Raw genomic sequence first — 25,471 nt, 5'->3', positions numbered from 1 at the left:
GCCCGCCCGGATCACCCAGCTCGGATGAGGTCCGCGGCGGCCACCCGGGTCCGGGTCAGCCCAACGGCACCGGGCCGTCCGGGCTGGACGGCACCGGGTCGGGGATCCGGACCATCCGGAACGAGTTCCCCAGGCCGAGCAGCGCGGCGCCGAGCGGGATGAGCAGGGCCACCTGGAGCGCGATCGGCCGGGCGTCGGTGTTGATCCGGAGAATCTCCTCCTGGATCGCCGGCGGCTCGTCGGCGAGCAGTTCCTTGAGCTGGGTGTTGCTCATCAGCTCGGCGTCGTCGTTCAGCGCCTGCGCGACCCGCTCCTTGTCGGACGGCGGCAGCACGGTGCTGTCGTCGGACAGCGAAGTGAACGTGAACGACAGCATCGCCAGCATGATCGCGCCGGTGAAGGCCAGCCCGAACGACAGCCCGAACGACCCGCCCGCCGAGTTCACCCCGGCCGCCTCACTGACCCGCTCCTCGGAGATCGGGCTGAGCGTGTAGTTGTTCAGCTGGGAGACGAGCAGCCCGAGCCCCGACCCGGCCACCAGCAACGGGACGACGAGGTACCAGCCGGAGTCGACCCGCGGGACGAGCGGCAACAGCCCGGCCACACCGATGGCGAGCAACGTGAACCCCCAGCGGATGATGCCGCTCGGCCGGCGTTTCCCGGCCTTCTTCCCGGCCAGCAGCGCGATCGCGAACATGCTCAGCGACAACGGCGCGAGCGAGAGCCCGGCCTGCATCGCGTTGTACTCCAGCACCATCTGCAGGTAGATCGGCAGCGCGATCATGGCGCCACCGAGCGCGACCTGCTGGAGCAACTGGCCGGAGATGCCGAACCGGAACGTGCGCACCCTGAACAGCTCCGGGTCGAGCAACGTCGCCTTCCCGGCCCGGTGCCTGCGGACCAGCCAGTACGCCAGCGCGGCCAGCCCGACGACGCCGATCCCGATCAGCAGCCCGACGTACTCGCCGCCCTCCTGCCAGACCAGGATGCCGAGCACGACGCCGCCCATCCCGACCACCGACAGCAGCGCCCCGACCAGGTCGATCGACCGCTCACCGGTGTAGGGCGCATCCTTGACCAGCCGGATCCCGGACAGGACGACCGCGATGATGACCGCCTCGAGCAGGAACCCGACGCGCCAGGACAGGTACGTGGTGATGAACCCGCCGAGCAACGGCCCGACGGCGGCGGCGATCGCGGCCGACGCCCCGACCAGCGCGTACGTCTGCCGTTGCGCGTCGCCCTCGAAGTTCCCGTGGATCAGCGACTGCATCGCCGGCAGCAGCAACGCCGCGCCGATCCCGCCGATCACGGCCCAGAACACGATGATCGCGGTCAGCCCTTGGGCCAGCGTCATCGCGATCGCGCCCACGGCGTACCCGAGCAGGCCGAGCACGTACGCGCGCTTCCGCCCGAACAGGTCGCCGATCTTGCTGCCGATCAGGATGAACGCGGCCGAGACCAGCGCCTCCAGCGCGATCGCGGACTGCACCCCGCTCACGGTGGTGTCGAGATCGCGCACCACCGACGAGATCGAGACGTTCATCAGTGACGTGTCCACGACCAGCACGAACATCGCCATCGCGAGCAACAGCGCCAATCGTCGCTGACCCGCCGACTCCTTGTGCACACCCGGTACCGCGTCCCCGGCCACGAGGCATCCCCTCCCCCATGACCCAGCCATCGGCGCAGCGACACCTTGGGGCACAGGCGAGACCGGGTCTCGCCTTCATGGTCGCAGCCGGTCGCTGCCCTGACCAGCAGTCAGGGTCGGCTGCGGGTACCGCTCGGGGCGCTTCCGGTCGCCCGGTCACGACGGCGCATCGTACGATACTGTCCATGTGGACAGTAAATAATCCAGTCGGACAGCGACCGGCGCGCGGACGCCTGCATTTCCTCGATCACCTGAAGGTCGCGCTGGTCGTGCTCGTGGTGCTGCACCACGCCGCCCAGCCGTTCGGGCCGCCGGACTGGTGGTACGTCACCGGCACGGACCGCTGGGAACCGCTGGGCCGGTTCACGGTGGTCAACGGCGCCTTCTTCATGAGCCTGTTCTTCGCGATCTCGGCGTACTTGCTGCCCGCGTCCTTCGACCGCAAGGGCGGCCCGCGGTACCTCCTCGACCGGTTCCGCCGGCTCGGCGCGCCGCTGCTCTTCGGGGTCGCGGTGATCATCCCGGCGCTGATGTACGCCCACTACCGCGTCTTCCGCGACTACCCGTCGATCTCCTTCGGCCGCTACTACACCGACGTCTACCTCGGTCTCGCCCCCGAGCCGGCCGGCTGGACCGGACCGAGCTGGCCCGATCTGCAGTTCGGGCACCTCTGGTTCATCGAGCACCTGCTCGTCTACGCGATCCTGTACGCCGTGTGGCGCGCCGTCGTCCGCCGGCGTCCCCGGCCGAGCACGGTCGAGAGTCCCCGGACGGCCGCGATCATCGGATTCACCGCGGTGCTCGGCCTCGGCACGTACGCGATCCGGATCACCTGGCCCGTCGACACCTGGGTCGGCATCCTCGACTTCCTCCAGGCCGAACCCGCCGACCTGGTCCAGTACGGCGGCTTCTTCCTCGCCGGGCTGCTCGCGTACCGCCGCGGCTGGTTCACGGGCCTGAGCAGTCGCGCGGGGTACACCTGGCTCGCCGTCGGCGTCACGCTCGCGATCGCCCACTACGCCGCCCTGCCCCAGCTAGCGCGGTACTACGCGCCGGGTGGCACCGGGATCCGTTCGCTTGTGTGGTCGGTGGTCGAGACGACGATGTGTACCGCGCTGAGCCTCGGCCTGCTCACCCTCTTCCGCGAACGCCTCAACCAACCGAACCGCTTCCTGCAACGTCTGGCCGCGGCATCGTTCACGGTCTACGTCCTCCACGTCCCGGTCGTCGTCGCCCTTCAACTCGCCACCCGCGAGCTCAGCGCGCCCCCACTGCTGAAGTTCCTCCTGGTCGGCTTCATCGCAGTCCCGCTGAGCTTCACGCTCGCCACGGGTCTCCGCCGAGTCCGCTATCTGCGGGCCTGGATCTAGACTCGGCGCGATGAGTGAGCCGCGTCCGACCGACCTGACCGCGCGGGCCCGGCTGCGGCTGGCGGCCCTGCACCTGTTCGCCGAGCACGGGTTCGAGGCGACGTCGACGCGCGCGATCGCCACCGAGGCAGGGGTTTCGCACGCTCTGCTGCGGCACCACTTCGGCTCCAAGGACGGGCTGCGCGCGGCCGTCGACGAGGACGTACTGGACACGTTCGACCAGGAGCTGGCCAAGTTCGAACCGGCCGGCGGACTGGCGGCGCTCGGCTCCGTCACGGCCCAGCTCTTCGGCTCGGACAGCCTGCGGCGCAACTACCTGCGCCGTGTCCTCCTCGAAGGCGGGCCTGCCGGTACCGCCCTGTTCCAGCGGCTGCTGACCGGCGCCGACGAGCAGCTCCGCACCCTCCGTGAGGCGGCCGGCCACGACTCCGCCGACGCGGCCGACACCCGCTGGGCGCCGTACCAGGCCCTCTTCCTGATCCTCGGTCCGATGCTGCTCGAACCGGTCATCGGCCCGACCCTGGACGCCCCGGTCTTCGACCCCGGGCCACTGGCCGAACGCAGCGCCGCCAACCAGCGGCTGATCACCCGCGGCCTGCTCAGCCCACCGGATCCGGCCGGCTGACCGGCCCGGATCGGCGGCGATGTCGAACGTTCGAGATCTTTCGACCGATTGCTACGCTGAGCCGATCATGGCCAGCCATCCCGCGGTCCCGGACTACGAGCTCGAGGAGACGATCGAGCTCACCACCGCCGAGCAGGTCCGCGCGATCGGCGACCCGCTGCGGACAACGATCCTCGGCCTGCTGCACGAACGCGCCGCCACGGTGACCGAGCTGGCGACCGCGGTCAGGCGCCCGAAGAGCACGGTCGCGCACCACGTCAACGTCCTCGCCGACGCCGGTCTGCTGCGCGTCGTCCGGACCAGGCGGGTGCGGGCCATCGACGAGCGGTACTACGGCCGGACGGCGCGGATGTTCTTCGTCGGGCTGGGCCGCAAACAGGCCGACGGCTCGAGCCTGCCCGGTGACTTCAACGACTTCGAGGTCGCGGCCCAGGAGTCCAGCGGCGCGTACGAGGCGGGCCAGCTGCGCGCGTTCCTCCGGCACGCCCGCATCCCCGAGGAACGCGCGGCCGAGTTCTGGGACCGGGTCGAGGGGATCATCCACGAGTTCGACAAGCTGCCGCGCTCGGGCGACACCTCGTACGGGTTCGCGATCGGGCTGTACCCGATGACCGGGTACCCGACGCTGCCACCGCGTCCGGACGAAGACTGACCCTTCCGGAAGCCGATCGTCCGGAAACAGTTCTACGGTGGTCACCATGACCACGCATGACGAGACCTCCCTGACTCCTTGGGAGCCGCCGCTCGCCGGGACCGAGGTCGAGCACCTGCTCGGCGCCCTCGACCGGTTGCGGGCCACCTTCCGCTGGAAGGCGGACGGCCTGGACGCCGCCGGCCTGAGTACCCGGATCGGCGCCTCCAGCATCACCCTCGGCGGACTGCTCAAGCACCTCGCGGCGCAGGAGGACTACACGTTCACCGCCAAGCTGCGCGGCGAACCGATCGCCGGACCCTGGACCGAGCTCGGCTGGAACGGCAGCAACGACTGGGAGTTCGAGTCCGCCGCCAAGGACACCCCGGCGCAGCTGTACGCGTACTGGGACGGCGCCGTCGAACGCTCGCGGGCGACCCTGGACGCCGCGATCGAGAACGGCGGCCTCGACCAGGAGGCCCACGTCAGCTCACCGGACGGCGTCCACGCGAGCCTGCGCCGACTGGTCTGCGACCTGATCGAGGAGTACGGCCGGCACACCGGTCACGCCGATCTCCTCCGCGAGGCCGTCGACGGGCACGTCGGCGAGGACCCGCCGCCTGGCTGGCGTCCGAGCGCCTGACCGATCAGCCGAGGAGTCCGCTGATCGCCATCATCACGGGGATCGCGAGCAACGTACTGGTGAGCACGGCACTCCGGGCCAGCCGCCGGCCGGTTCGGTAGTGCACGGCATAGACGTACACGTTCTGCGCCGTCGGCAAGGCCGCGAGCAGCGTCGGACCGAGCAGCTCGCCACCGTGCAGTCCGAGGACCCAGCGCCCGAACGCGTACGCGATCGCCGGCTGGACGAACGCCTTCAGTGCGACCGCGAGCGCGAGATCCGGTCCCGGCCCGAGCCGGATCGACTGACGCGCCCCGCTCAGGCTGAGTCCGTACGCCACCAACGAGACCGGGACCGCGGCCGCGGCCACCAGGTCGACCGGCCGGAGCAGGACCTCGGGGAGTTCGACGCCGATCGTGGCGACGAGCAGACCGAGCAGGGTGGCAACGGTCACCGGGTTGCGCAGTGGCCTCGTGAGCACGGCCCGCAGCGAGACGCGGCGCCCCGAACCCAGCCGATCGCCGTCCAGCACAGCGAACGCGACCGGCACCATCACGAGCAACTGGAACAGCACGACCGGCGCGACCAGGGCCCCGTCACCGAGCACGTACACGGCGACCGGGACACCGAGATTGCCCGCGTTCACGTACGACGCCGCGAGCACGCCGATCGTGGCCCGGCTCCGGTCCCGCCGCCAGAGCAGCACCGCGATCCCCAGGTACAACACCTGGACCACGAAGAGGCTGGCCAAGTTGGTCAGCAGGACCGGCGAGAAGATCGACCCGAGGTCGGCCCGCGCCACCGTGGTGAACATCAGCGCCGGGGTCGCGACGAAGAACGCCAGCCGGGACAGCACCAGCTCGTCCTCGGCCCGGAGCACGCGGAAGACGCCGACCAGGTAGCCCAGGACGGCGACGGCGACCAGCGCGGCGAACGCACCGACGACGGACGACACCCGCGGTCAGCGGCGCTCGGAGTTCGGTGTCACCGGGTCATCCTAGAGAGAGTCAGCAACCGCTTTCCCGCGAGTCCCGGATGCCGGGACGAGGGCCCTGGCCGGTTCGGGAGCACGGTGAGACGCTGGCAGGGTGCGACCGCACCTGGCTCCGGCGGTGCTCGCTGCCCTGGCGATCCTGGGCGGGTGCAGCGACACCCGCCCGCAGCCGGCACCGGAGGTGACCATGTCCGCACCGAACCTCATCACCGTGACCAGCCCGGCCTTCGGGGACTTCGACCGGATCCCGGCCAGGTACACCTGCGACGGCGCCGACGTCTCACCGCCGCTCGCCTGGCAGGACGTCCCGCCGGAGACGCAGGCGCTCGCGCTGATCCTCGACGACCCGGACGCGCCGCGGGGCACGTTCGTCCACTGGGTCGTCCTCGATCTCCCGCCCGACACGACCGAGCTGCCGGAGTCGTACTCGGGAACCTCGGTCGTCCAGGGCAAGAACTCGGCCGGCAACCCGTCGTACTTCGGACCGTGCCCGCCCAGCGGTACGCACCACTACCGCTTCACCGTGTACGCCCTGCCGGCCCCGACCGGGCTGAACCACGGCGCCTCGCTCGACCAGGCCCGCGAGGCCGTCTCCCTCGCCCTCGCCCAGGGCCGGCTGACCGGGTTGTACTCGCGCTGATCCGCCGGCTCGCGGGCACCGCGCACACCGATGCCGGCCGCAACGATCACGATCCGTGACCGGTGGTTGTCAACGACGCGAAACCGGCGAACGATGGAGGGGTCCGGGAGCCGGCGGAGAAGGGGACGGGGATGGATCGGGAGTGGTTGACGCTCGGCTGGAAGATACTCGTGGTCCGGGGCGCGCTCGCGGTGGTGTTCGGCATCCTGGCCATCGTCTGGCCGCTGGAGACGGCGATCGCGCTGGCGTTGCTGTGGGGATTCTGGGCGCTGGTGGAAGGGGTCGGCGCACTGGTGCAGGCGTTCCAGCAACGGTCCGGCGGGAACCGGTGGTGGCTGGCCGGGCTCGGCGTGGTCTCGCTGGTGGTGGCGTTCTTCGCGATCTTCCACCCCTCGACGACGGCGGTCGCGCTGACCTGGATCCTCGGCATCTGGCTGATCGTCCGCGGCCTGTTCGAACTCTTCGCCGCCTTCCGCAGCGACCTGCTGACCCCACGCTGGCTGCTCGTCCTCAGCGCCGTGCTCTCGATCGTGCTCGGCATCCTGTTCACTGCCAACCCGGGCGCGGCCGTGGTCGGGATCGCCGTCCTGCTCGGCGTGATGGCACTGATCTGGGGCGCCGTCTTCATCGCGATCGGCCTGGTGGTCCGGCGCGCACTCAACAACAGCGGCGGCACCGAAGCCGGGCCGGCGGTCGCCAGCGCCTGACCCTCAGGCCTCAGGCCGAGACCAGCGCGGTCCGGGCGGGGAGTACCGCGGGGACGAGGAAGGTGAGGAGCGCCCCGTCACGCTCGGTCCGCGGGCTCGGCCAGTACCGCCGGACGAGCCGCAGCATCTTGTCGTTGGCGGCGCTCACGACGAGCAGGAACCTGGTCGCCCCGGCAGCCCGGGCGTGTGCGGCCGCGGTCGACACCAGGTGCAGCCCGAGCCCGTTCCCCTGGTGCGGTTCGCTCACGACGACGGCGAGCTCGGCCGTCGAATCCAGGTCGCCGTGCGCCTACGCCCACATCACGTGACCGATCAACCGGCACTCGTGCTCGGCGACCCAGGCGGCCCCCGTCGGCCGGAGCAAGGGCTCCACCACCGACGGCCGAGGCGGACGCCCGACCGCGGTCTGGAAGCGGAAGTACAAGGTCAGCTCGGACAACCCGGCCAGCATGTTCGCGAGCGCGTCCCGGTCCGCCTCCACCGCGGGCCGGACGACTACACCGTCACGGCCTACCTGAGTCTGATTCACAGAGTCAGGTTCGCCGCACTGGCTGAGTCTGTCAAGCAGACCTATCCTCGAACCATGACAGCCGAGCAGACCCTGCCCGAGGCGATGCGCTGGTCCACCGCCAACTGCACCATCTCCCGCACGATGGAGATCCTCGGCGAGAAGTGGACGTTCCACGTGCTCCGCGAGGTCTTCCTCGGCGTCCGCCGCTTCGAGGACATCCGCGCCCGCACCGACATCCCCCGCCAGGTCCTCACCGACCGCCTCACCCGCCTGATCGACCGAGGCCTCCTCCACCGTGTCCCGTACCGCGTCCCGGGCCAGCGGGAACGCTCCGAGTACCGCCTCACCGAAGCCGGCCTCGACCTGTACCCGGTCCTGGTCGCCCTGGTCCAGTGGGGCGACCAGCACCTCCCGATCCCCGGCGGTCCGCCTCTGGTAGCCCACCACCGCGGCTGCGAAGCAGAAGTCCAGGTAGTCCTCCGCTGCCAAGCAGGCCACGAACCGACCCCGCGCGAAACAGCCTTCCGCCCAGGCCCGACCGCCCAAGAAGCCTGAAACCCCTTGAACACAAGAGATTTCTGAGAGAACCCAGCGAAAGTTGACGTGCGCAGGTCCGCCGACGTCACCCGCGGCCGGGTCCGCGAGCGAGCTCGCAGCTTGGTTGAGGCGGGTGGACCCGGCGGGCGATCTGCGGTGCTGGACGTGAGCGGGTGGAGGTTGGTTGTCAGGTGGGGTTTCCCGGGCGGTGGGCCCAGAAGAGGGCGTGGCCGCCGGTGCCTTCGGGGAGGAAGTCTTCTCGGTCGATCTCCAGACCTGCTTGCCGGATCCAGCTCCGGTTGGTGGCGGCGTCCCCGTGGCTCCACCACATCGGGGCTCCACCGCCGAGCCGGTTCTCTTCGGTACCGGTCCATTCGCCGTGCCCGGTGGTCGCCACGAAGTGACCTCCCGGCCGAGGCCAGCCAGCGATCCGGCCGAGCAGATCCTGCTGCTCGGCCAGCGGAAGGTGGATCAGCGCGAACAACGAGACCACGGCATCGAACGACGCTGGATCGAAGGAAGCCGTCATCACATCGGCGTGGATGAACTCCGCCGCAGGCACCTGCTCCCGCGCCCGACGGACCTGCACCTCGCTGAGATCGATCCCGACAACCCGGTACCCGGCGGTCGCCAGCGTCCGCGCGACAGGCACTCCACTCCCGCAACCGACATCCAGCACCGCCCCACCCACCGGTACCAGCTCGCAGATCTCACTCAGCAGAGCCTCGTACTTCGTCTCCGCACCGTAAACCTCGTCGTACCGCGCGGAAACAGCGTCGTACCCACGGCGAACCAAGTCCTTGGGATCAGTGGAGTCCACCCCGAGAAGTTACCGCCCAGCGAGCCCACGACGCGTACTACTCCTTCTCCTCGGCTCGGGCTTCGGCTCCGGTTCGGCCTGTGTAGCCGTCGTCGTCGCCGGCTGGGCGGCCTACGAACGTTTGGTTCTTTCCGGTGCCGGTGGTCGACTGGGCGTCGCCGGTCGGGTCGTGGCCGGCGATTCCGCCGGTTTCCCGGCTGGCGGCGACTCCGGTGTCGGCCGGGGCGTCGCCCTCGTTGATGCGGTGAGCGAACCAGCGCTCCTTCAGCTTGGCCAACCAAGCCATCCTCGTCCTCCGATCTCAGCGCGGCGCGGCCGCGGTCAGCTCTCGTGGTTGTCCCACCGCAGCAGGGCAGCCGCCGGCGTCCCCGCGATGGCGACCAGCGGTAGCGCCGTCACCTCCGCGCTCGTCAGAGCCGCCGCCGCGAGCAGTGCTTGGTCGGCGCGCACCGCTTCGTCTTCCGGTACGTCGCCGAGGACGAGGCCGGGGTGGTCCTTCGGGAGCAGCTCGTGGTCCGCGGCGCCGTCCGGGTCGAGCAGCAGCGTTTCCACCTGGCCTTGGACGAACGCGTCGGCCACGTCCCGGACCCCGGTCGCGACCGCGAACCCCTGACCGAGCCGGTCCTTCAGCCGGTGCACCAGTTCGAGCTGACGCGCGACCGCGTACTCCTGCAGCGCTTCGCGGATCGCCTGCCGCATCGCCTCGCCACCACCGTCGTCCGCGCGGCCACCACTGTCCAGCCGGACCACGGTCGCCTGAACCTTCTCCAGCCGGTTCAGCAGATGGCTCACGGAGCGCGCGTCGCCGGCGACCAGGACCAGCTTGACGCCCTCGCGTACCCGGCTCTCCACCTCGTCGCCGACCGCGTCGGCGTTCCGGCGCCAGACGTTCTCGGTCTCGTGCTGGTACCGCAGTGCCGACCAGCCGCCGACCGGGACCTTGTGCACGTGGTACGTCTCCCCGCCCGCCGTGGTCGCGAACTCGGGCTCGGGCACCTCCGACCGGTACACCGCGACGTCACCGCCGACGTGGTCGACCAGCGCCAGCACGAACCGGATGTTGCCCTGGGCAAGTCGCACCCAGCCGGCCAGGTCGGGCAGCGCGGACCAGCTCACCGCTGCCTGGTCCACCTGCCGGTGCACGAGCTCGTCGAACCGGACGCCGTCCCGGTTCCCGACCACGGTCCGGGCCTGGGGGGCGGGCTCGGCCGGGTTCTCGGCCAGCGGATCGGTCACCGCCCGGATCACCGCTTCCGGCGCACCTTGCCGATCCAGGTCCGAACCGGCGTCCCGGACCCTGAGTTCGTGCTCGCGTGCCGCCGTCTCGCTGTCGTGGCTGACGTCGAGCGTGACCGTGGCGAACGGACCACCGGCTTCGTACACAGGAGTCAGGCGCGAGATGTCCATGCCGCCCGGGTACCCGACGGACCTGCCGGGAAACTCAGCGGCCGAACAAACCGCGGACGAGGGGGCGGGTCAGGCCGCCGTCGGCGAGGCCCAGCTCGACCAGGTCGTCGAACACCTGCTGGTCCGCGGCCGCCGCCCGGATCCCCGCGTCGAGGACCCGGCCGGACTGGGTCAGCAGCGCGGCCAACGCGGTGTGGCGGAAGTGCCGGTTCAACGGCGAACTCAGCTGCCGGTAAGCCGTGCCCGCGCCGCGCCCGTCACCGTCACGGAGGGACCCGGCAGCCGCTCGTCCCGCCGACAGACCGGTGGCCACGGCGTAGTAGATGCCCTCACCCGTCATCGGATTCACCAGGCCGGCCGCGTCGCCGGTGAGCAGGACTCGGCCCTTCCCCGGGCGCCAGCTCCAGCTCGTCAGCGGCAGGTGGTGCGCCCGCCAGTCCGTACCGCCGTCCGTCGCACCCGGCAGCAGGTCCTCCAGCCGGTTCAGCAACTCGGTCCGGGTCGGGTGCTGGCGTCGTCCGGTGAGCGCTTCGCCGTACCCGACGTTGGACAGACCGTCACCCCGGTCGAAGGACCACGCGTACGACGGTTGCGGCCCTGGACCGTACACGATCGCCTGCTGCGCGGACCGGTTCGGCGGCGTCGGCGCATACCCCCGCAACGCGAGCGCAGTCGGACCACGGCGACCACCGGCGACCCGGCGTACGACGGAGTGCGCACCGTCGGCTCCGATCACGATGCGCCCCGTGAGCGACCCGTCCAACAGCACCGTGTCGCCGTCCACCCGCAGGTCGCGCACGCGATGCCGTACGAGCTGGGCACCCGCCGATCGAGCCGCCGCAACCAGGCGCTCGTCGAACACCGTCCGCGGCACCACCCAGGTCGGACGCGCGAGTTCACGGTCAACCGCCAGCGAACCCCGTTCGAGGCAGAATCGCCGCACGGGCGTCCAGTCGTCCAGCACCCCCGTCACCCCGACGTCGGCCAGCAGGTCGAGCACGTGCGGCGCGATTCCGTCCCCACAAGCCTTGTCCCTCGGGAAGTCCTCCCGGTCCAGCAGCAGCACCGACAACCGCGGATCCACGGCGAGCGCGCCCAAGGCGGCCGAGGCTCCGGCGGGTCCGGCGCCGACCACGACCACGTCCCAAACCGGCTTCACAACCCCTCCCCGTACACCAGGCGACCTCCCTAGTGTGCCCACGTCGGGCTCCGGTCATCCCGGCTCGCGCGAAGGGGTCCCCGCGATCAGCGGCCGGGGCGACGACCAGGACGGTGCGGGCGACGGGACGGCGGGACGACCGGGGCCCGGGTCCCGCGGGTCAGGCGCCGATCCGCATGCGCCGTCGGGTCGGCCGTGACCACCTCGCGCGGCTCCTCCAGGTCGACCACGCGCGGTGGCGGCGGTACGAACGGCTCCGGATCCGGTTCGTACCTCTCCTCCACCACCTGGACCGGCTTCGCGCGAGCGGCCGCCTCCTTGCTCGCCCGCGGCTTCGGGGCGGCGGCAGGTGCGGCGACCGGCGCCGGTACCGGCTTGCGGTGCCGCCGGTGGGTCCGCAGTTCAATGCCCAGGGCACCGATGAGGTTGCTCAGGACAACCGAGGTGAACCCGAGCGAGAGCACCAGCAACGCGGCCAGCAGGACCGCCTGGCCACCGGCCGCCCAGTTCGACGGATCGGTCCGGCGGATCGCCGAGATCATCGCCACCACGACGAGGTTGGTGATGCCGAGGGCAACCGCCGCGACGATGGTCCGGACCAGCACCCGCCGGTCCAGCTCGAGATCCTCGGCCGCCGCGACCAGGCCGGCCACCACCCCGGCCAGGACCGGGACCGCGTACACGGCGGCCAGTGCGGGACCCGGGCTCGCGACCAGGTAGAAGACGTCGAACACCACCGCGAGGCCCGCGAGCGCGGCCGCGAACCACACGATCATCGGCGGATACGCCCGCACAATGGCCTTCGCATCCGCCGGCAGACTCCGATACAACCGCTCCGGCAAAACGCCTTCCCCGTCCGTAGAACCCGACAGCTCATTCTGCCGGTCCCCGGCACCGTCGGTCACCACCTCGGCGGGCGAGTCGGCAGCGGAAACCACCGCGCGCTCCCGGCTCTGGCCCTTGAGGCTCGGCCGAATGGACGAGGATGGGCGACAAGCGATCGCTTCAGAACTCCGCACTCCGACGACGGACTGACCACCGCCGGCGACTGGTCAGGATCAGCCGCCGGCGTCGTGCATCCGGCTCAGGCCGCGGCCGGGAGCGGCGACAGCTTGGCGCGCAGGTCGTCGAGAATGCGGCGCAGCACCCTGGACACCTGCATCTGGCTGACGCCGATGTCCTTGCCGATCTCGGACTGGGTCCAGCCCTCGACGAACCGCAGCTGCAGGATCCGCCGTTCCCGCGGGCCGAGATCCTCGAGCACCGGCTGGAGCATGTCGACGGCCTCCAGCAGATCGATCGAGGTGTCCTCGTCCCCGGCGACCACGTCGGCCAGGGTGAGGTCGGCGTCAACGTCGGACGGCTTGTCCAGCGAGAGCACGTTGAAGCAGCCCTTCGCCGCCATCGCCTGCTCCACCTCGGCGAGCTCGACGCCGAGGTGATCGGCGATCTCGACCGGTGTCGGTTCGCGGTTGAGCAACTGTTCGAGTTCGGGCACCTTGGTGGCGATACTGCCCTGCATCTCCTGCAACCGGCGCGGGATCCGCACGGTCCAGGCGCAGTCGCGGAAGTATCGCTTGACCTCACCGCGGATGGTCGGGATGGCGAAACCGATGAACGGGGTGTCCGCGTCCAGCCGGTAGTGGTGCGCGGCCTTCACCAGGCCGAGGTACGCGACCTGTTCGAGGTCGTCGGCCTCGGCTCCGCGACCGCGGAACCGGCGGGCGATGCCCTTGGCCATTTCGAGGTTGAGTTCGACGGCTTCTTCGAGCAGCTGTTGCCGCTCCGTTTCGTCCGAGCACGCGGCCCTGCGTTCGAGAAGACTTCTGGTGGCCGCTTCGCGTGCGGCCCGATCGGCCGCCGTCGTGCACTGCACAGGCACGGGGTTACAAGGGGTGAACATGGGATGACCTCGCGACTATCAGTCACGGCGTGGCACATCTCTGGACCACAGTCACTACCTGAACTCACTCGTACCCATTCCCCCGGACCCCATGCATTCACCCCGTCCGGAGCCGATAGACGAGCGCACCGACCGCGAGGACCACCGAGCCGGCCACCACCGCGGTCCACGGCAGCGCGAAGGCGAGCACGACGCACCCGACGAGCCCCACCACCGGGACCATCCGAGGCGGGCGGCCCTCGTCGGGGCGCAGGGTCCAGGCGGACGCGTTCGCGATCGCGTAGTAGAGAAGTACACCGAAGGACGAGAACCCGATCGCCCCGCGCAGATCGGTGGTCGCCGCAACCACCGCGACCACGGCGCCGACCGCGAGCTCGGCGTGATGCGGCACCTGGTACCGCGGGTGGATCGCGGCGAGGGCCGTCGGCAGATGCCGGTCCCGCGCCATCGCGAACGTGGTCCGCGAGACCCCGAGGATCAACGCGAGCAACGACCCGAGCGCCGCGATCGCCGCACCGACCCGGACCACCGGAGCCAGCCCAGGTACGCCGGCCACCCGTACCGCCTCGGCGAGCGGGTCCGGCGAGGCGGCGAGCCGGGTGGGACCGAGCAGGGCGAGCAGGGCGACCGCGACCGCGGCGTACGTGATCAGCGTGATCGTCAACGCGATCGGGACCGCCCGTGGGATGGTCCGGCGGGGATCCTTCACCTCTTCGCCGAGGGTGGCGATCCGCGCGTACCCGGCGAACGCGAAGAACAACAACCCCGCCGCCCGCAGGATCCCACCCGGCCCCGCGTCCGCACCGATCCCGAGCCGCGCGAACTCAGCCGACCCGGACGCGAGCGAAACGGCCACCACGATCGCGAGCAGCACCAGCACGAACGCCACGACGACCCGCGTCAACCAGGCGGCCTTCTGGATCCCGCAGTAGTTGAGCCCGGTCAACGCGACGACGGCCACCACGGCGACCACGTTCTTGTACTCGGGCCACAGGTACGACCCGACGGTGAGCGCCATCGCCGCACACGACGCGCTCTTCCCCACGACGAACGCCCACCCGGCCAGGTACCCCCAGAACGGCCCGAGCCGCTCGCGCCCGTACACGTAGGTCCCGCCGGATTGTGGGTAAACGGCAGCCAACCGCGCGGAGGACGTCGCGTTGCAAAAGGCAACAACAGCGGCAACCCCGAGCCCCACCAACAACCCCGAGCCAGCAGCCCCGGCCGCCGGCCCGAAAGCCGCGAAAACCCCGGCTCCCACCATGGCGCCGAGCCCCACCACAACAGCATCCCGAACCCCAAGCGCCCGCCGAAGATTCTGCACCCCCGAAGCACACCACGACCACCACCAGGACCAACAGCCGCGGTCAGCGTGCGGATGAGCGTCGGGAGTGGGTACCGGCGTGGGTATGAGTGAGAACGAGTGTCTGATTCATGCGCCGGTGGAGGCTGTCTTCGCGATCCTCACGGACGGCTGGACGTACGCCGGGTGGGTGGTCGGCGCTTCGCGGGTGCGCGACGTGGAGGCCGGGTTCCCGCAGCCGGGGCACAGCATCCACCACTCGGTCGGGGTCTGGCCGTTGGTGATCGACGACAGCACCTCGTCCGAGCAGTACGAGCCGAACCGGTTCCTGCAGCTCAACGTCCGCGCCTGGCCGACCGGTGAGGGCCAGGTCGAGTTCGTCGCGACCGAGCAGGACGGTGGCTGTCACCTGACCATGCGGGAGACCGCGGTCAAAGGGCCGGTCACGCTGATCCCCGCCGCCGTCCTCGACCCGATTCTCCGCGCGCGCAACAACGAGACCTTGCGACGACTCAAACTGCTGGCGGAGAAGCAGGTCCGATGACCGTCGTCATCACCGGCGCCTCCAGCGGCATCGGCCGGGCGACGGCGCTCGCTTTCGCTCGTCGTGGCGACCAGGTCGTTCTGGCCGGCCGCTCCCGGACCAGCCTCGATCACGTCGCCCGGGAGTGCCGGGATCTCGGCGCCCCGGCCACGGTGGCGCCCACCGACGTGTCCGACCCGCGGCAGGTCGACTCGCTGCTCGACTTCGCGACCACCGGCAGCGGAAAGGTCGACCTCGTCGTCCACTGCGCGGCGGTCGTCGCGTACGGCCGGTTCGACGAGGTACCGGCCGACGTCTACGAACGCGTACTCCGGGTCGACGTCGACGGCACCGTCCAGGTCGCCCGCGCGGCACTGCGGCGGTTCGAGGACCAAGGATCCGGCCAGCTCGTCCTGTTCGGCTCGGTCCTCGGCAAGATCGCGCCACCGTTCATGAGCGCGTACGTGACGAGCAAGTGGGCTGTCCACGGTCTGGCCCGCGCCCTGCAGACCGAGTACCGCGACCGGCCCGCGATCCACGTCAGTCTGGTCGTCCCCGGCGCCGTCGACACCCCGGTCTACGAGCACGCCGGCAACTACGCCGGCCGGGCGGCCCAGCCACCACCCCCGGTGGCCTCCGCGGACAAGGTCGCCGCCGCCGTCGTACGCCTGGCGGACCGGCCACGTCGTGAGGTGAACATCGGCCTCGCCAACACAGTGATGGAACTCGGCTTCCGCTTCCTCCCCGCGGTCTACGACGCCCTGGTCACGCCGATGATGAAGCGTCTCGGCCTGACCCGCACCCCGGTCGGCCCGACCCCGGGCAACGTCTTCGAGCCGCGACGCTAGGGCCTTGTCGACCCGGTACACCTAGTTCTTCGTGGTCGCGTGCCGGGCGAGGACGTCGAACAGGCGATCCGGCAACAACCGCCGGACCTTGGGCACGAAGGTCGCGGCCAGCCCGGCCGTGTACCGCGTGTGCGGGCGCCGCGCACTCACCGCGTGCTCGATCAGATCAACCGCCTCGGCCGCCCCGCTGCTCTCCTTCCCCATCCGCAGCAACTGTTCCCGCAGCGCGGCCACCCGGCGCTCGTACCGCTCGTTCACCGGCAGCGAGTCGAGCCGATGCGCCGCCTTCGACCAGATCGGCGTGGCGATCGGCCCCGGCTCGACGATCGCCACCTGGATCCGGTCCGGCGCGAGCTCCTGCCGCCAGGCGTCGCCGATCGCCTCGATCGCGTACTTCGACGCGTGGTACGGACCCGCGAACTGCACCGCGACCAGCCCGCCCATCGACCCGACGAACACCACCCGGCTCCCGTTCTCCGACCGATCCCGCCGCAACAGCGGAAGGAACTGCTGCGTCACCGCGACCTGCCCGACCACGTTCACCTCCAGCTGATGCCGGAGTTGCTCGATCGGCAGGGTCTCCAACGGCCCCGCGACCCCCTCGCCCGCGTTGTTCACCAAGGCCGTCAGCCCGTCCGGGCCGAGCCCGTCGCCGACCTTCGCCGCCAGCTCCTCGATCGATCCGCCGTCGGTGACGTCGAGCAGTTCCACCGTGACCCGCTCCGACGTCTGCCGATCGAGGATCTCCGCGTCATGCCGCTGATGGACCCCGGCGAACACCCGCCACCCGGCCCGGTCCAGCCGGACCACGGCCGCAGCTCCGATCCCGCTCCCCGCACCCGTGATGACCACGCTCGGCATGGCGTACTCCTTGACTCGGCGATCCTCTGCGGTACCCGCATCTCGCCGGCCCATTCGGGTACCGGGGCCGCCATGACTGACCACGGATCGGTATGGCTGGCGACCGCCGCGCTCCCGGAGTACCCCGCCCTGCGATCCGACGACCAGGCGGAGGTGGTCGTGATCGGCGGCGGCCTGATCGGCCTGACCACGGCGCTCTACCTGGCCCAGGACGGCGCGTCGGTGGTCCTGCTCGAGGCCCGCCGCCTGGCCGGCCGGACGAGCGGCAACACCACCGGCAAGGTGACGTCGCAGCACGGCGCGATCTACGCGGACCTCCTCGACCGGCACGGCGAGGAGAAGACCCGCACCTACGCAAACGCGAACCAGGTCGCCGTCGACGAGGTGGCGGCGCTGGTCGACCGGCTCGGGATCGAGTGCGAGCTGACCCGGACCCCGTCGTACGTCTACTCCACCCGGCCGGAGAACACCCTGCGCCGCGAGGCCGACGTGGCGGCGTCCCTCGGTCTCCCGGCCACCTTCGTCGATCCGGCCGAGGTCGGCGTCCCGGCCCGGTCGGCGGTCCGGTTCACCGACCAGGTCCAGCTGCACCCGGTGCGGTACCTGGCCGGCCTGGCCCGCTCGCTGACCACGGCGGGCGGGCGCATCTACGAACACAGCCGCGTGCTCACAGTCGACGACCACGCGGACGGCGTCCAGGTCAGCACCGAGGACGGTCACACGGTCAAGGCCCAGCACGCGGTCGTCGCGACGCTGCTCCCCATCAACGTCACCGGCGCGTTCTTCGCTCGGACCCGGCCCAGCCAGTCCCACGGGATCGCGCTCACCCTGCCGGTGGCGGCGCCGGCCGGGATGGCGATCTCCGTCGACGCCCCGACCCGCTCGACCAGGCCCTGGCCCGGCGGCGGTCCCAACGGCCTCATCGTCGTCGGCGGCGATCACGAGACCGGGGACGGTACCGACACCGAAGCGGCGTACCGCGGCCTGGCCGACTGGGCCGGCTCACTGTGGAACTTCGCCGCGCGACCGGCCTACCGCTGGTCGGCCCAGGACTACGGCACTCCCGACCTGCTCCCGTACGTCGGCCGCTCTCCCGGCAGCAAGGCGACCTCCGTCGCGACCGGTATGCACAAGTGGGGCCTGACCAACGGGACCGTTGCCGCCGGCATCCTCCGCGACCTGGTCATCGATCGCGCCAACCCGTTCGCCGCCCTGTACGGCGCCGACCGGATCGGCGACGCCCACTCGGTCGCCAAGCTGGTCAAGGACAATCTCAAGGTCGGCAAGGAGTTCACCGCCGGGCACCTCGGCCACGCGCTGCACGGGAAGGTCAAGCCGGTGTGTACTCATCTCGGCTGCCCGCTGCACTGGAACGAAGCCGACCGCACCTGGGACTGCAACTGCCACGGATCGCGCTTCGGCGCGACAGGTGAGGTCCTCGACGGCCCCGCGACCAAGCCGCTCCCGATCGACGACTAAATGACAAGGCGCGCGTCACCAGGACGCGCGCCTTGCCTGGACCTGCTCGGGCCGGTCAGCCCTTCTTGGCGATCCCGGCCATCAGGATGCGCTGGTACGGCTGCAGCTCGTCGACGTCGGGGATGTCGGCGTCCGGGTCCTCGGGGAACCAGCGCGCCAGGAAGTCCACGCCCGGCGGGATGATCGGCAGCCCGAGGAAGTGCTGCTCGATCCGCTCCGGGGTTCGGATCCAGCCGTTGCCCAGGCTCTCCAGGCCGGCCTGCTCCATCGCCTTCTGCAGCGGCTCACCGGTGTCGACGAAGTCGGTGATGAACAGGTAGCTGCCCGGGGCCAGCGCGTTCATCAGCGTGCGGACCCACTCGTCCGGCTTCTCGTCGTCGTGGAAGTGCATGTGGATGCCGACGATCATCAGCGCGATCGGGCGGCTGAAGTCCAGGTGGTCCTTGATCTCCTGGTTGTCCAGGATGGCCTGCGGCTCGCGCAGGTCCGCGGTCACCACGATGGTGCTCTGGTTCGTCGCCAGCAGCGCGCGGCCGTGCGCGAGCACGATCGGGTCGTTGTCGACGTAGGCGACCTTCACCCCCGGGTTCAGCTCCTGCGCCGCCTGGTGCGTGTTCTTCTGCGTCGGCAGACCGCTGCCGATGTCGAGGAACTGGTCGATCTCCGCCTCGCGGACCAGGTACTGCACGCCCTTGACCAGGGCGTCCCGGTTGTCGATCGCACAGCGACCCGCGTCCGGCACGTACTTCAGATAGGTCGCCGCACCCTCGCGGTCGGCGGCGAAGTTGTCCTTGCCACCGAGCAACGCGTCGTAGACGCGCGCGATGGTCGGTTGGGAGGTGTCGAACTCCGGAGGTGCTTCCGGGCCGTCGGGAGTCGCCATCGGCGCAGCCTTCGTGTCGTAGGGAAGAAAAAGGTGCTCGTCATCGTAGTGCATCCACGAACCGCCGGGCGCCCGGATCGGCGGGGCCCGGAGTGTCCGCACGAGCCCATCCGAAAAGCCTGATTTCTCAACAAATCAAGGCGATCCGGCAAGCCACCACTCCTGCCCTCGTCGGCCGATCCGCCGGCCGTGGACGGCCCCGCGCGAACCGTTGCAGACGGCCGGTACAGCGCCGGCTGCCCGAGGACTCCCGAGACCGCCAGGTGCAGTCATTCCCCGGCGGCTCCGTTCTCAACCGCACGCCGGACGAGTCGCGGTTTTCGGCGCGCCGGAGCCGATTTCCATCACCCACCGCGATCGCCACGCCGAGGACCGGCGGGGACCCGGCGACGCTGCGTATTGGATCAGACACACGGCCCACAACCGTGTACGATGCAAATGCAAGCCCAAATGCACGTGCATATGCCAAAGACGTACGGAAGGTGCAGCTGATGACTGCTGTCTACAACGGCATGCCCGGCGACGCGATGAGCGAGCTGAACTGGCGGAAGAGTCAGCGGAGTGGCCCCAACGGCAACTGCGTAGAGGTAGCGAAGCTGCCGGGCGGCGGCGTGGCGATGCGGAACTCGCGTCACACCGACGGACCGGCCCTGGTCTTCACCCAGGCCGAGATCGAGGCTTTCCTCGGCGGCGTTCACGACGGCGAGTTCGACGACCTCGCCTGAGCGATCAACGAAGCAAGAGGCCCCCTCCCGGGCGAGCGGGAGGGGGCCTCTTCGCGTCTACGGACGAGTGCGGGCCAGGTCCGGGCCGAGGGCGCCCGGAACGACCTGACCGGGCCGGCGGACCGCTGTCGGCAGCGGGCATAACAAAAGGCCGCCCCTTGAGGAGGGAGACGGCCTTTTGCTGTGCCGTCCCCTGAGGACAGGGACGGCCCTTCGGACGCACCGGCCCCTGAGGAGAGGGTCGGCTTGCTGCACTGCCACTCCCTGAGGATGGAGAGCGGCTCGAGGTTCACCGTCCCTGAGGAGGGGGACGGCTTCTCGGTGGACGCCCCGCGGGCATGCGGGACGGTGGTGCCACCGTCGACCGGTCCCGATCACTGGGCCGGCCAACGGTCGATCAGTAAGAAAACAAGGGCTTCACTGCACCGTGAGCGGCCAGAGCTGCTCACTGCGCGGGAGCTCGGACGCCGAGCCACCGGCCGCGTTGTCGACGGTGATGCGCAGCCCGGTGAACTTCGGGGTCATCACCCGCTGGTACTTCGAAGCCCGATCCGGCTCAGCGACGTACTCGGCGATCAGGTGGTCCCCCAACCAGATCCGCACCATCTTTCGGCCTCCTGCTCGGTCTGTGGTCATGGCGTCAGGCTCACGATGGGGTCACCATCGAGCTGGCGGACGCCGCGCAGCCAGCCCTCGAAGGCCCAGCGCTGCTCCTCGGGGCAGCGCGCCACCAGTTCCTGGATCTCCCGCTCACTCAGCTCGTCGGGCGCCCGGCCGCTTGCGCTCAGGCTGTTGTCCTCGACGTGCTCGATGTCGTAGTTGCTCATCGACTCGGGTTCCCCAACCAGTCATGTCGGCAGCGAACTGCCGACGGTCTGTAGAACCGGCCTACCGGACCTCGCAGGTGTCACTTTTCGCGAGATCCAGCTCACCTTCTGTGCATGAATCAATCATGGCGTCGGCACGCTGCGAATGCAAGCGCCCGATGCACGTGCATCCGCACGTTTTTCAGTTGTGACCTCCGAACGGGCCTCCGCCGCCTCAGATCCGGGCTCCGGAGCGGCCGATCCCCGCGATTCCGGGCGATTCAAGCGGTTGATATGTCCTGACAAAGATGCTCACGGGCTAGGGTGTGCGGGGCCGGAGCATCACTGTCCGTGAACCTGCTCGAACCCACCGCCTGTGGCGGTCCGGGCACGCGCGGGCATCGGGGTCACACCGACGTCTTGCGCGTACACGTGCGCGGGCGCGCGGAGTAGGAGTGGTGGACCGGGCGCGGCTAATGTAAGAAGTTCGGCAGATCGGGTCGCCGGCGTGCGATGATTTGTCGGGCACGGGGAGACCTGTCATCGAGACGGAAGCTGGGGCGTCGGAGGTGAGTGTGACGGAGTCGGGCGCGCAAAGCGGGCCGACAGCGCTTCGCATCATCCTCGGAGCGCATCTTCGCCGGATGCGGGAGGCCGCCGGCATCACCCGCGCGGACGCGGGCTGGGAGATCCGCTCCTCGGAGTCCAAGGTCAGCCGGATGGAGCTGGGCCGCGTCGGCTTCAAGGAGCGCGACGTCGCCGACCTGCTCCGGTTGTACGGGCTGGACGACGAGGAGGAGCGGCAGCGCCTGCTCGCCCTCGCCCGGGACGCGAACAACCCCGGCTGGTGGCACCGCTTCGGCGACGTGCTGCCGAGCTGGTTCCACTCCTACCTCGGACTCGAGGCCGCTGCTCAGCTGATCCGTACCTACGAGCTCCAGTTCATCCCCGGCCTGCTGCAGACCCCGGAGTACGTCCGCGCCGTCGTCCAGCTCGGCCGCGGCCTGATCCCGGCCGAGGAGGTCGAGCGGCGGGTCACCCTGCGGGTCGAGCGGCAGGAGGTGCTCACCCGGGCGATCGACCCGGTCCGGCTCTGGGCGGTCGTGGACGAGTCGGTGCTGCGCCGGCCGATCGGCGGCACGAAGGCGATGCGGCTGCAGCTCGAGCACCTGATCGAGGCGACCCACGCGCCGAACGTCACGCTCCAGGTGATGCCGTTCTCGTCCGGTGGCCACGCGGCCACCGGCGGTGCGTACAGCATCCTGCGGTTCCCCGAGCAGGACCTGCCGGACATCGTCTACATCGAGCACCTGACCAGTGCGCTCTACCTGGACAAGCTCGAGGACCTGGACCAGTACACCGCGACGATGGAGGCCTCTGCGTCGCGGCCCCACCGCCGAACAAGACCCGCGACCACATCGCCCGGATCCTCAAGGACTTCGACGACTAGGGCATGGCCTCAGGCGTTGGCGGTGATCCACTCCAGGAACGGGGTGGTGGCGCGCCAGTCGGTCCGGATCTGGTCGAGCAGGTCGGCGGAGTGGATCACCGGCTCGAATCCGTACGACTTCGACAGCGTGATCGACTTGTGCCGGAGCAGCTCGATCCGCGGATGACCGGTGTCGTACCCGCGGGGCGAGGTCTTCAGCTTCTCGCCGCCGACCGTCCAGCCGTCGGCGGTCAGGCCGGCCAGCACCTTCTCCAGTTCGGTGCCGCGCCGTTCCTCGTCGATCGCGGCCCGGATCCGGGCCAGCCGATCGGCCGGTGCCTCGTAGAACCCGGCCCCGACCCGGACTCCGGGCGCGCCGAGCTGGACGTACCAGCCGGTCGACGGGCCACAGGCGATGAACGCGCCCTGGTGGGTCTTGTACGGCGTCTTGTCCTTGGCGAACCGGACGTCGCGGTACGGCCGGAAGATCTTCGCCGCGCCGAACTCGGGCTCGAGCGCGGCGAGCAGGGCCGTCATCGGTGCCCGCACCGACTCCTCGTAGACGTGCTTGTGCGCGGTCCAGTACGTCTTGGTGTTGTCCATCTCCAGGTCGTCGTAGAAGTCCAGCGCGGCGGTCGGGAACCCGGTGAAGCTCATGCCGCCACGATAGTCACACCGGCAGCCGCCGGGTCCGGACCAGGTCGTCGGCGACCACGCGGAGCTTGACGTTGTTGTCCTGGGAGTAGCGGCGCAGGATCGCGAACGCCTGGTCGCCGTCGACCGCGAACCGCTCCATCAGGATCCCCATCGCCTGACCGATCAGCTTCCGCGCGTCGACCGCCTCGACCAGGGTCTGCTCCTGCCGCGCGGTCGCCGTCGCCACCGCGGCGTGCCGGGCGAGGATCTGCGCGACCGCCTCGTCGTCGTCGTCGAAGGCGTCGACCTCGGTGCTGTACAGAGTGAGCACGCCGACCGCCCGCCCCGCGATCATCAGGGGCAGTTGCATCACGGTCCGCAGGCCCTCGGCCGAGATCTGCGCACTCCACTCCGGCCAGCGGGTCTCCAGTGCGGTGTCGCGGATCCAGAGCGTGCGGCGTTCGTCCTGGGCCGTGATCAACGGTCCCTCGCCCCGCTCGAGCTGGGCCGTGTAGATCCGCTCGATCACCGGGTCGGTGACCGCGGCGACCTCGAGCCGGCCGCGCTCCTGGAGGACGCAGCCGGCGTGGGTGCATCCGATCGCGTCGAGGGCGAAGGACAGTACTGTCTCGATCGTCTCCTCGACCCCTTCGGAAGCGTGCAGCTCCATCGCGAGCTCCGCGAACCTGTCGGCCGTACCGGTCGGGTCGAGCTGGTCGGTCACTGCTGTCCTCCTCTCGGATGTGGTCCTTCCATGATCCCCGATCGCGGCCGGTTTGCACCGGTCCGAGGCGGCCGTCGGCGCGGCAGGTTTCCGCTCACCGGCGGCCCGGCCGGCGGCGGCCGGCGGCCAGGTGGTTGCCGTCAGCACCTATCTGGGCGGGAGCCCGGCGAAGAAGGCGCGGATGTCGGCGACCAGGACGTCCGGTTGTTCGAGCGCGGCGAAGTGGCCGCCGTCCGGATATGTGGTCCAGCGGACGATGTTGTCGGTCCGGTCGGCGCGGTGCCGCAACGGGACGAAGTTGTCGTGCGCGAAGTCGGCCAGCGCGGTCGGTGTCCCGGACGGCTCCATCGGCCGGCCGTGGTGAGCGCGTTCGTAGTAGATCCGCCCGGACGAGCCCGCGGTCCCGGTCAGCCAGTACAGCATCACGTTGGTGAGCAGGTGGTCGGTGCCGATGACGCTCGCCGGGTCGGACCACTCGTGGAACTTCTCCGCGATCCAGGCCAGCTGGCCGACCGGCGAATCGGTCAGCGCGTACGCCAGCGTCTGCGGGCGCGTCATCTGCAGATCGGCGTACCCCCGCTTCCCCCGGATCCACGCGCGCATCCGCTCCCAGGACGCGAGGGTGCGGTCCCGCTCGGCCGGGTCGAGCGCGGCCAGTTCGCCGGCCGTCGGTTCGGTGGTCGCGCCGGCACCGGGGAGCAGGTTGAGGTGGACGCCGACGACCCGGTCCGGGTGGATCCGGCCGAGTTCCCGGGAGATCGCGGCGCCCCAGTCGCCACCCTGGACGCCGTACCGGCCGTACCCGAGGCGCTCCAGCAGGACGGCGAACGCGCGGGCGACCCGGTTCACCTCCCAGCCGGGCTCCGGGGTCGGTCCGGACAGGGTGAAGCCGGGGATGGTCGGCAGGATCAGGTGGAAGGCGGGATCCCCGTGCAGCAAGGGGCCGGCGATCTCGGTGAACTCCACGATCGATCCGGGCCAGCCGTGCGTGATCATCAACGGCAACGCGTCCGGATCGGGTGAGATCAGGTGGGCGAAGTGGATCCGGGTGCCGTCGATCTCGGTGACGAACTGCGGCCACTCGTTCAGCCTGGCCTCGGCCTCGCGCCAGTCGTACTCGTCCCGCCAGTACGCCACGAGCTCCCGCAGGCGGTCCCGCGGGACGCCGTACTCCCAGCCGACGCCGGGGAGTTCGTCGGGCCAGCGGACCAGGTCCAGCCGCCGGCGGAGGTCGTCCAGCTGCTGCTCCGGGACGGCCAGCCGGAAAGGTTCGATCGTCATGGCGTCACTGTCCACCCGTCCGGGGACACCGCGCACCGGATTTCCGGTGCGCGGTCAGACCGAGACGGAGCGGCGGTCGTTCAGGACCTTCAGGACGAGCGCCGCGATCAGGCTGAGCCCGCCGACGACGAGAACGATGGTGACCAGCGTGGCCGAGTTGTCCAGGCGGCCGTCGCAGGCCATCGGCGTGATGCCACCGGCCGGTACGAAGACCGAACCGCAAGTCGTCTCGCCCACCGCGATCGAGCGGAAGCCGAGCCCGAGCCCGCCGAGCAGCAGAACCACTCCGGCGATGCCGAGAATCTTGTTCAGTGTCGTCATGCCTGTGCCGACACCTAAATCCGCGGACCTGCCGACGGCAAGGTCCGACTGCCCCGTTGCACTACGTTCACT

At 70.3% G+C, this 25,471-nt stretch carries 30 protein-coding genes and 1 pseudogene; 12 read left to right on the top strand and 19 right to left on the bottom strand.

Features of this window, described 5'->3' with window-relative positions:
- Nucleotides 1-55 precede the first annotated feature (55 nt).
- Nucleotides 56-1,654: an MFS transporter gene (locus FB561_RS17890; protein WP_202880647.1), complete on the bottom strand. Its 1,599-nt coding sequence runs from the start codon at nucleotides 1,652-1,654 to the stop codon at nucleotides 56-58.
- Nucleotides 1,655-1,839: 185 nt separating this feature from the next.
- Between FB561_RS17890 and FB561_RS17885 the strand changes: the two genes are divergently transcribed.
- The 4 genes from FB561_RS17885 (at nucleotide 1,840) to FB561_RS17870 (ending at nucleotide 4,923) form a co-directional block, all read left to right on the top strand.
- Complete coding sequence (locus FB561_RS17885; protein WP_145808106.1) at nucleotides 1,840-3,024, top strand: acyltransferase family protein; 1,185 nt, start codon at nucleotides 1,840-1,842, stop codon at nucleotides 3,022-3,024.
- A gap of 10 nt (nucleotides 3,025-3,034) precedes the next feature.
- Nucleotides 3,035-3,649, top strand: a complete 615-nt coding sequence (locus FB561_RS39005) for a TetR/AcrR family transcriptional regulator (protein ID WP_145808104.1) — start codon at nucleotides 3,035-3,037, stop codon at nucleotides 3,647-3,649.
- A 67-nt stretch (nucleotides 3,650-3,716) separates the two neighbouring features.
- Complete coding sequence (locus FB561_RS17875) at nucleotides 3,717-4,301, top strand: ArsR/SmtB family transcription factor (protein ID WP_145808102.1); 585 nt, start codon at nucleotides 3,717-3,719, stop codon at nucleotides 4,299-4,301.
- 46 nt (nucleotides 4,302-4,347) lie between these two features.
- Nucleotides 4,348-4,923, top strand: a complete 576-nt coding sequence (locus tag FB561_RS17870; RefSeq protein ID WP_145808100.1) for a mycothiol transferase — start codon at nucleotides 4,348-4,350, stop codon at nucleotides 4,921-4,923.
- Between the two features lie 4 nt (nucleotides 4,924-4,927).
- Here the strand turns inward: FB561_RS17870 and FB561_RS17865 are convergent, their stop codons facing one another.
- Nucleotides 4,928-5,857 (bottom strand): AEC family transporter, encoded by a 930-nt coding sequence (locus tag FB561_RS17865; protein WP_145808099.1) that lies wholly within the window; start codon nucleotides 5,855-5,857, stop codon nucleotides 4,928-4,930.
- Nucleotides 5,858-5,990: 133 nt separating this feature from the next.
- Between FB561_RS17865 and FB561_RS17860 the strand changes: the two genes are divergently transcribed.
- Together FB561_RS17860 and FB561_RS17855 are read left to right on the top strand one after the other, a co-directional pair.
- A complete protein-coding gene (locus tag FB561_RS17860) occupies nucleotides 5,991-6,536 on the top strand; it encodes a YbhB/YbcL family Raf kinase inhibitor-like protein (protein WP_202880646.1) in 546 nt (181 codons plus the stop codon).
- A 131-nt stretch (nucleotides 6,537-6,667) separates the two neighbouring features.
- A complete protein-coding gene (locus FB561_RS17855; protein WP_145808097.1) occupies nucleotides 6,668-7,243 on the top strand; it encodes an HdeD family acid-resistance protein in 576 nt (191 codons plus the stop codon).
- 10 nt (nucleotides 7,244-7,253) lie between these two features.
- Here FB561_RS17855 and FB561_RS17850 read toward each other — a convergent pair whose 3' ends face one another.
- Entirely contained in the window at nucleotides 7,254-7,520 is a 267-nt protein-coding gene (locus FB561_RS17850) for a GNAT family N-acetyltransferase (protein ID WP_145808095.1), read from the bottom strand.
- 12 nt (nucleotides 7,521-7,532) lie between these two features.
- A complete protein-coding gene (locus FB561_RS17845; protein ID WP_145808093.1) occupies nucleotides 7,533-7,772 on the bottom strand; it encodes a hypothetical protein in 240 nt (79 codons plus the stop codon).
- 54 nt (nucleotides 7,773-7,826) lie between these two features.
- Between FB561_RS17845 and FB561_RS17840 the strand changes: the two genes are divergently transcribed.
- Nucleotides 7,827-8,309, top strand: a complete 483-nt coding sequence (locus FB561_RS17840) for a winged helix-turn-helix transcriptional regulator (protein WP_145808088.1) — start codon at nucleotides 7,827-7,829, stop codon at nucleotides 8,307-8,309.
- Between the two features lie 169 nt (nucleotides 8,310-8,478).
- Here the strand turns inward: FB561_RS17840 and FB561_RS17835 are convergent, their stop codons facing one another.
- The 7 genes from FB561_RS17835 to FB561_RS17805 all read right to left on the bottom strand — a co-directional run bounded on the left by FB561_RS17835 (nucleotide 8,479) and on the right by FB561_RS17805 (nucleotide 14,844).
- Entirely contained in the window at nucleotides 8,479-9,111 is a 633-nt protein-coding gene (locus tag FB561_RS17835; RefSeq protein ID WP_145808081.1) for a class I SAM-dependent methyltransferase, read from the bottom strand.
- Nucleotides 9,112-9,148: 37 nt separating this feature from the next.
- Nucleotides 9,149-9,388, bottom strand: coding sequence for a hypothetical protein (locus FB561_RS17830; protein ID WP_145808073.1), 240 nt, complete (start codon nucleotides 9,386-9,388; stop codon nucleotides 9,149-9,151).
- Between the two features lie 44 nt (nucleotides 9,389-9,432).
- Nucleotides 9,433-10,518, bottom strand: a complete 1,086-nt coding sequence (locus FB561_RS17825; protein ID WP_145808066.1) for a baeRF2 domain-containing protein — start codon at nucleotides 10,516-10,518, stop codon at nucleotides 9,433-9,435.
- Between the two features lie 34 nt (nucleotides 10,519-10,552).
- Nucleotides 10,553-11,677, bottom strand: a complete 1,125-nt coding sequence (locus FB561_RS17820) for an NAD(P)/FAD-dependent oxidoreductase (protein ID WP_145808059.1) — start codon at nucleotides 11,675-11,677, stop codon at nucleotides 10,553-10,555.
- An 86-nt stretch (nucleotides 11,678-11,763) separates the two neighbouring features.
- A complete protein-coding gene (locus FB561_RS17815; RefSeq protein WP_238334886.1) occupies nucleotides 11,764-12,471 on the bottom strand; it encodes a hypothetical protein in 708 nt (235 codons plus the stop codon).
- A 290-nt stretch (nucleotides 12,472-12,761) separates the two neighbouring features.
- The gene (locus FB561_RS17810) at nucleotides 12,762-13,559 is read right to left on the bottom strand and encodes a sigma-70 family RNA polymerase sigma factor (protein WP_238334885.1); all 798 of its coding nucleotides are present in this window, start codon (nucleotides 13,557-13,559) and stop codon (nucleotides 12,762-12,764) included.
- A gap of 118 nt (nucleotides 13,560-13,677) precedes the next feature.
- On the bottom strand, nucleotides 13,678-14,844 hold the full coding sequence (locus tag FB561_RS17805; protein ID WP_238335177.1) for an APC family permease: 1,167 nt from the start codon (nucleotides 14,842-14,844) through the stop codon (nucleotides 13,678-13,680).
- A gap of 145 nt (nucleotides 14,845-14,989) precedes the next feature.
- Here FB561_RS17805 and FB561_RS17800 point away from each other — a divergent pair, with 145 nt between their 5' ends.
- Together FB561_RS17800 and FB561_RS17795 are read left to right on the top strand one after the other, a co-directional pair.
- The gene (locus FB561_RS17800; RefSeq protein ID WP_145808052.1) at nucleotides 14,990-15,427 is read left to right on the top strand and encodes an SRPBCC family protein; all 438 of its coding nucleotides are present in this window, start codon (nucleotides 14,990-14,992) and stop codon (nucleotides 15,425-15,427) included.
- Nucleotides 15,424-16,254 (top strand): SDR family NAD(P)-dependent oxidoreductase, encoded by an 831-nt coding sequence (locus tag FB561_RS17795; RefSeq protein ID WP_145808051.1) that lies wholly within the window; start codon nucleotides 15,424-15,426, stop codon nucleotides 16,252-16,254. The genes FB561_RS17800 and FB561_RS17795 overlap by 4 nt, the downstream gene beginning before the upstream one ends.
- A gap of 21 nt (nucleotides 16,255-16,275) precedes the next feature.
- Here the strand turns inward: FB561_RS17795 and FB561_RS17790 are convergent, their stop codons facing one another.
- The gene (locus FB561_RS17790; protein WP_170284692.1) at nucleotides 16,276-17,115 is read right to left on the bottom strand and encodes an SDR family NAD(P)-dependent oxidoreductase; all 840 of its coding nucleotides are present in this window, start codon (nucleotides 17,113-17,115) and stop codon (nucleotides 16,276-16,278) included.
- A gap of 72 nt (nucleotides 17,116-17,187) precedes the next feature.
- Between FB561_RS17790 and FB561_RS17785 the strand changes: the two genes are divergently transcribed.
- Nucleotides 17,188-18,594, top strand: a complete 1,407-nt coding sequence (locus tag FB561_RS17785) for an FAD-dependent oxidoreductase (RefSeq protein WP_145808047.1) — start codon at nucleotides 17,188-17,190, stop codon at nucleotides 18,592-18,594.
- Between the two features lie 55 nt (nucleotides 18,595-18,649).
- On the opposite strand, the gene FB561_RS17780 is transcribed toward FB561_RS17785, so the two are convergent.
- Nucleotides 18,650-19,477, bottom strand: a complete 828-nt coding sequence (locus FB561_RS17780) for an SAM-dependent methyltransferase (RefSeq protein WP_145808045.1) — start codon at nucleotides 19,475-19,477, stop codon at nucleotides 18,650-18,652.
- 491 nt (nucleotides 19,478-19,968) lie between these two features.
- On the opposite strand from FB561_RS17780, the gene FB561_RS17775 reads away from it, so the two are divergent.
- Nucleotides 19,969-20,202 carry a DUF397 domain-containing protein gene (locus tag FB561_RS17775; protein ID WP_145808043.1) on the top strand — a complete coding sequence of 78 codons (234 nt, stop codon included), beginning with the start codon at nucleotides 19,969-19,971 and terminating at the stop codon, nucleotides 20,200-20,202.
- Nucleotides 20,203-20,619: 417 nt separating this feature from the next.
- Here the strand turns inward: FB561_RS17775 and FB561_RS17770 are convergent, their stop codons facing one another.
- Together FB561_RS17770 and FB561_RS17765 are read right to left on the bottom strand one after the other, a co-directional pair.
- Nucleotides 20,620-20,808 (bottom strand): hypothetical protein, encoded by a 189-nt coding sequence (locus FB561_RS17770; protein ID WP_145808041.1) that lies wholly within the window; start codon nucleotides 20,806-20,808, stop codon nucleotides 20,620-20,622.
- Nucleotides 20,809-20,834: 26 nt separating this feature from the next.
- Nucleotides 20,835-21,029 (bottom strand): hypothetical protein, encoded by a 195-nt coding sequence (locus FB561_RS17765; protein ID WP_145808039.1) that lies wholly within the window; start codon nucleotides 21,027-21,029, stop codon nucleotides 20,835-20,837.
- Nucleotides 21,030-21,652: 623 nt separating this feature from the next.
- Here FB561_RS17765 and FB561_RS17760 point away from each other — a divergent pair.
- A pseudogene (locus FB561_RS17760) lies at nucleotides 21,653-22,336 on the top strand (helix-turn-helix domain-containing protein); the annotation flags it as partial.
- 131 nt (nucleotides 22,337-22,467) lie between these two features.
- Here the strand turns inward: FB561_RS17760 and FB561_RS17755 are convergent.
- The 4 genes from FB561_RS17755 to FB561_RS17740 all read right to left on the bottom strand — a co-directional run bounded on the left by FB561_RS17755 (nucleotide 22,468) and on the right by FB561_RS17740 (nucleotide 25,399).
- Entirely contained in the window at nucleotides 22,468-23,094 is a 627-nt protein-coding gene (locus FB561_RS17755) for a DUF2461 domain-containing protein (protein ID WP_145808038.1), read from the bottom strand.
- 13 nt (nucleotides 23,095-23,107) lie between these two features.
- Nucleotides 23,108-23,797, bottom strand: coding sequence for a GAF and ANTAR domain-containing protein (locus FB561_RS17750; RefSeq protein ID WP_145808036.1), 690 nt, complete (start codon nucleotides 23,795-23,797; stop codon nucleotides 23,108-23,110).
- A gap of 147 nt (nucleotides 23,798-23,944) precedes the next feature.
- Nucleotides 23,945-25,078, bottom strand: a complete 1,134-nt coding sequence (locus tag FB561_RS17745) for an epoxide hydrolase family protein (RefSeq protein ID WP_145808034.1) — start codon at nucleotides 25,076-25,078, stop codon at nucleotides 23,945-23,947.
- A gap of 54 nt (nucleotides 25,079-25,132) precedes the next feature.
- A complete protein-coding gene (locus tag FB561_RS17740; RefSeq protein ID WP_238334884.1) occupies nucleotides 25,133-25,399 on the bottom strand; it encodes a hypothetical protein in 267 nt (88 codons plus the stop codon).
- Between the last annotated feature and the right edge of the window lie 72 nt (nucleotides 25,400-25,471).

It is taken from the genome of Kribbella amoyensis, assembly GCF_007828865.1.
GTDB lineage: Bacteria > Actinomycetota > Actinomycetes > Propionibacteriales > Kribbellaceae > Kribbella > Kribbella amoyensis.
Note: the sequence above shows the minus strand (reverse complement) of the source record. Positions and strands in the feature narration are given on the sequence as shown.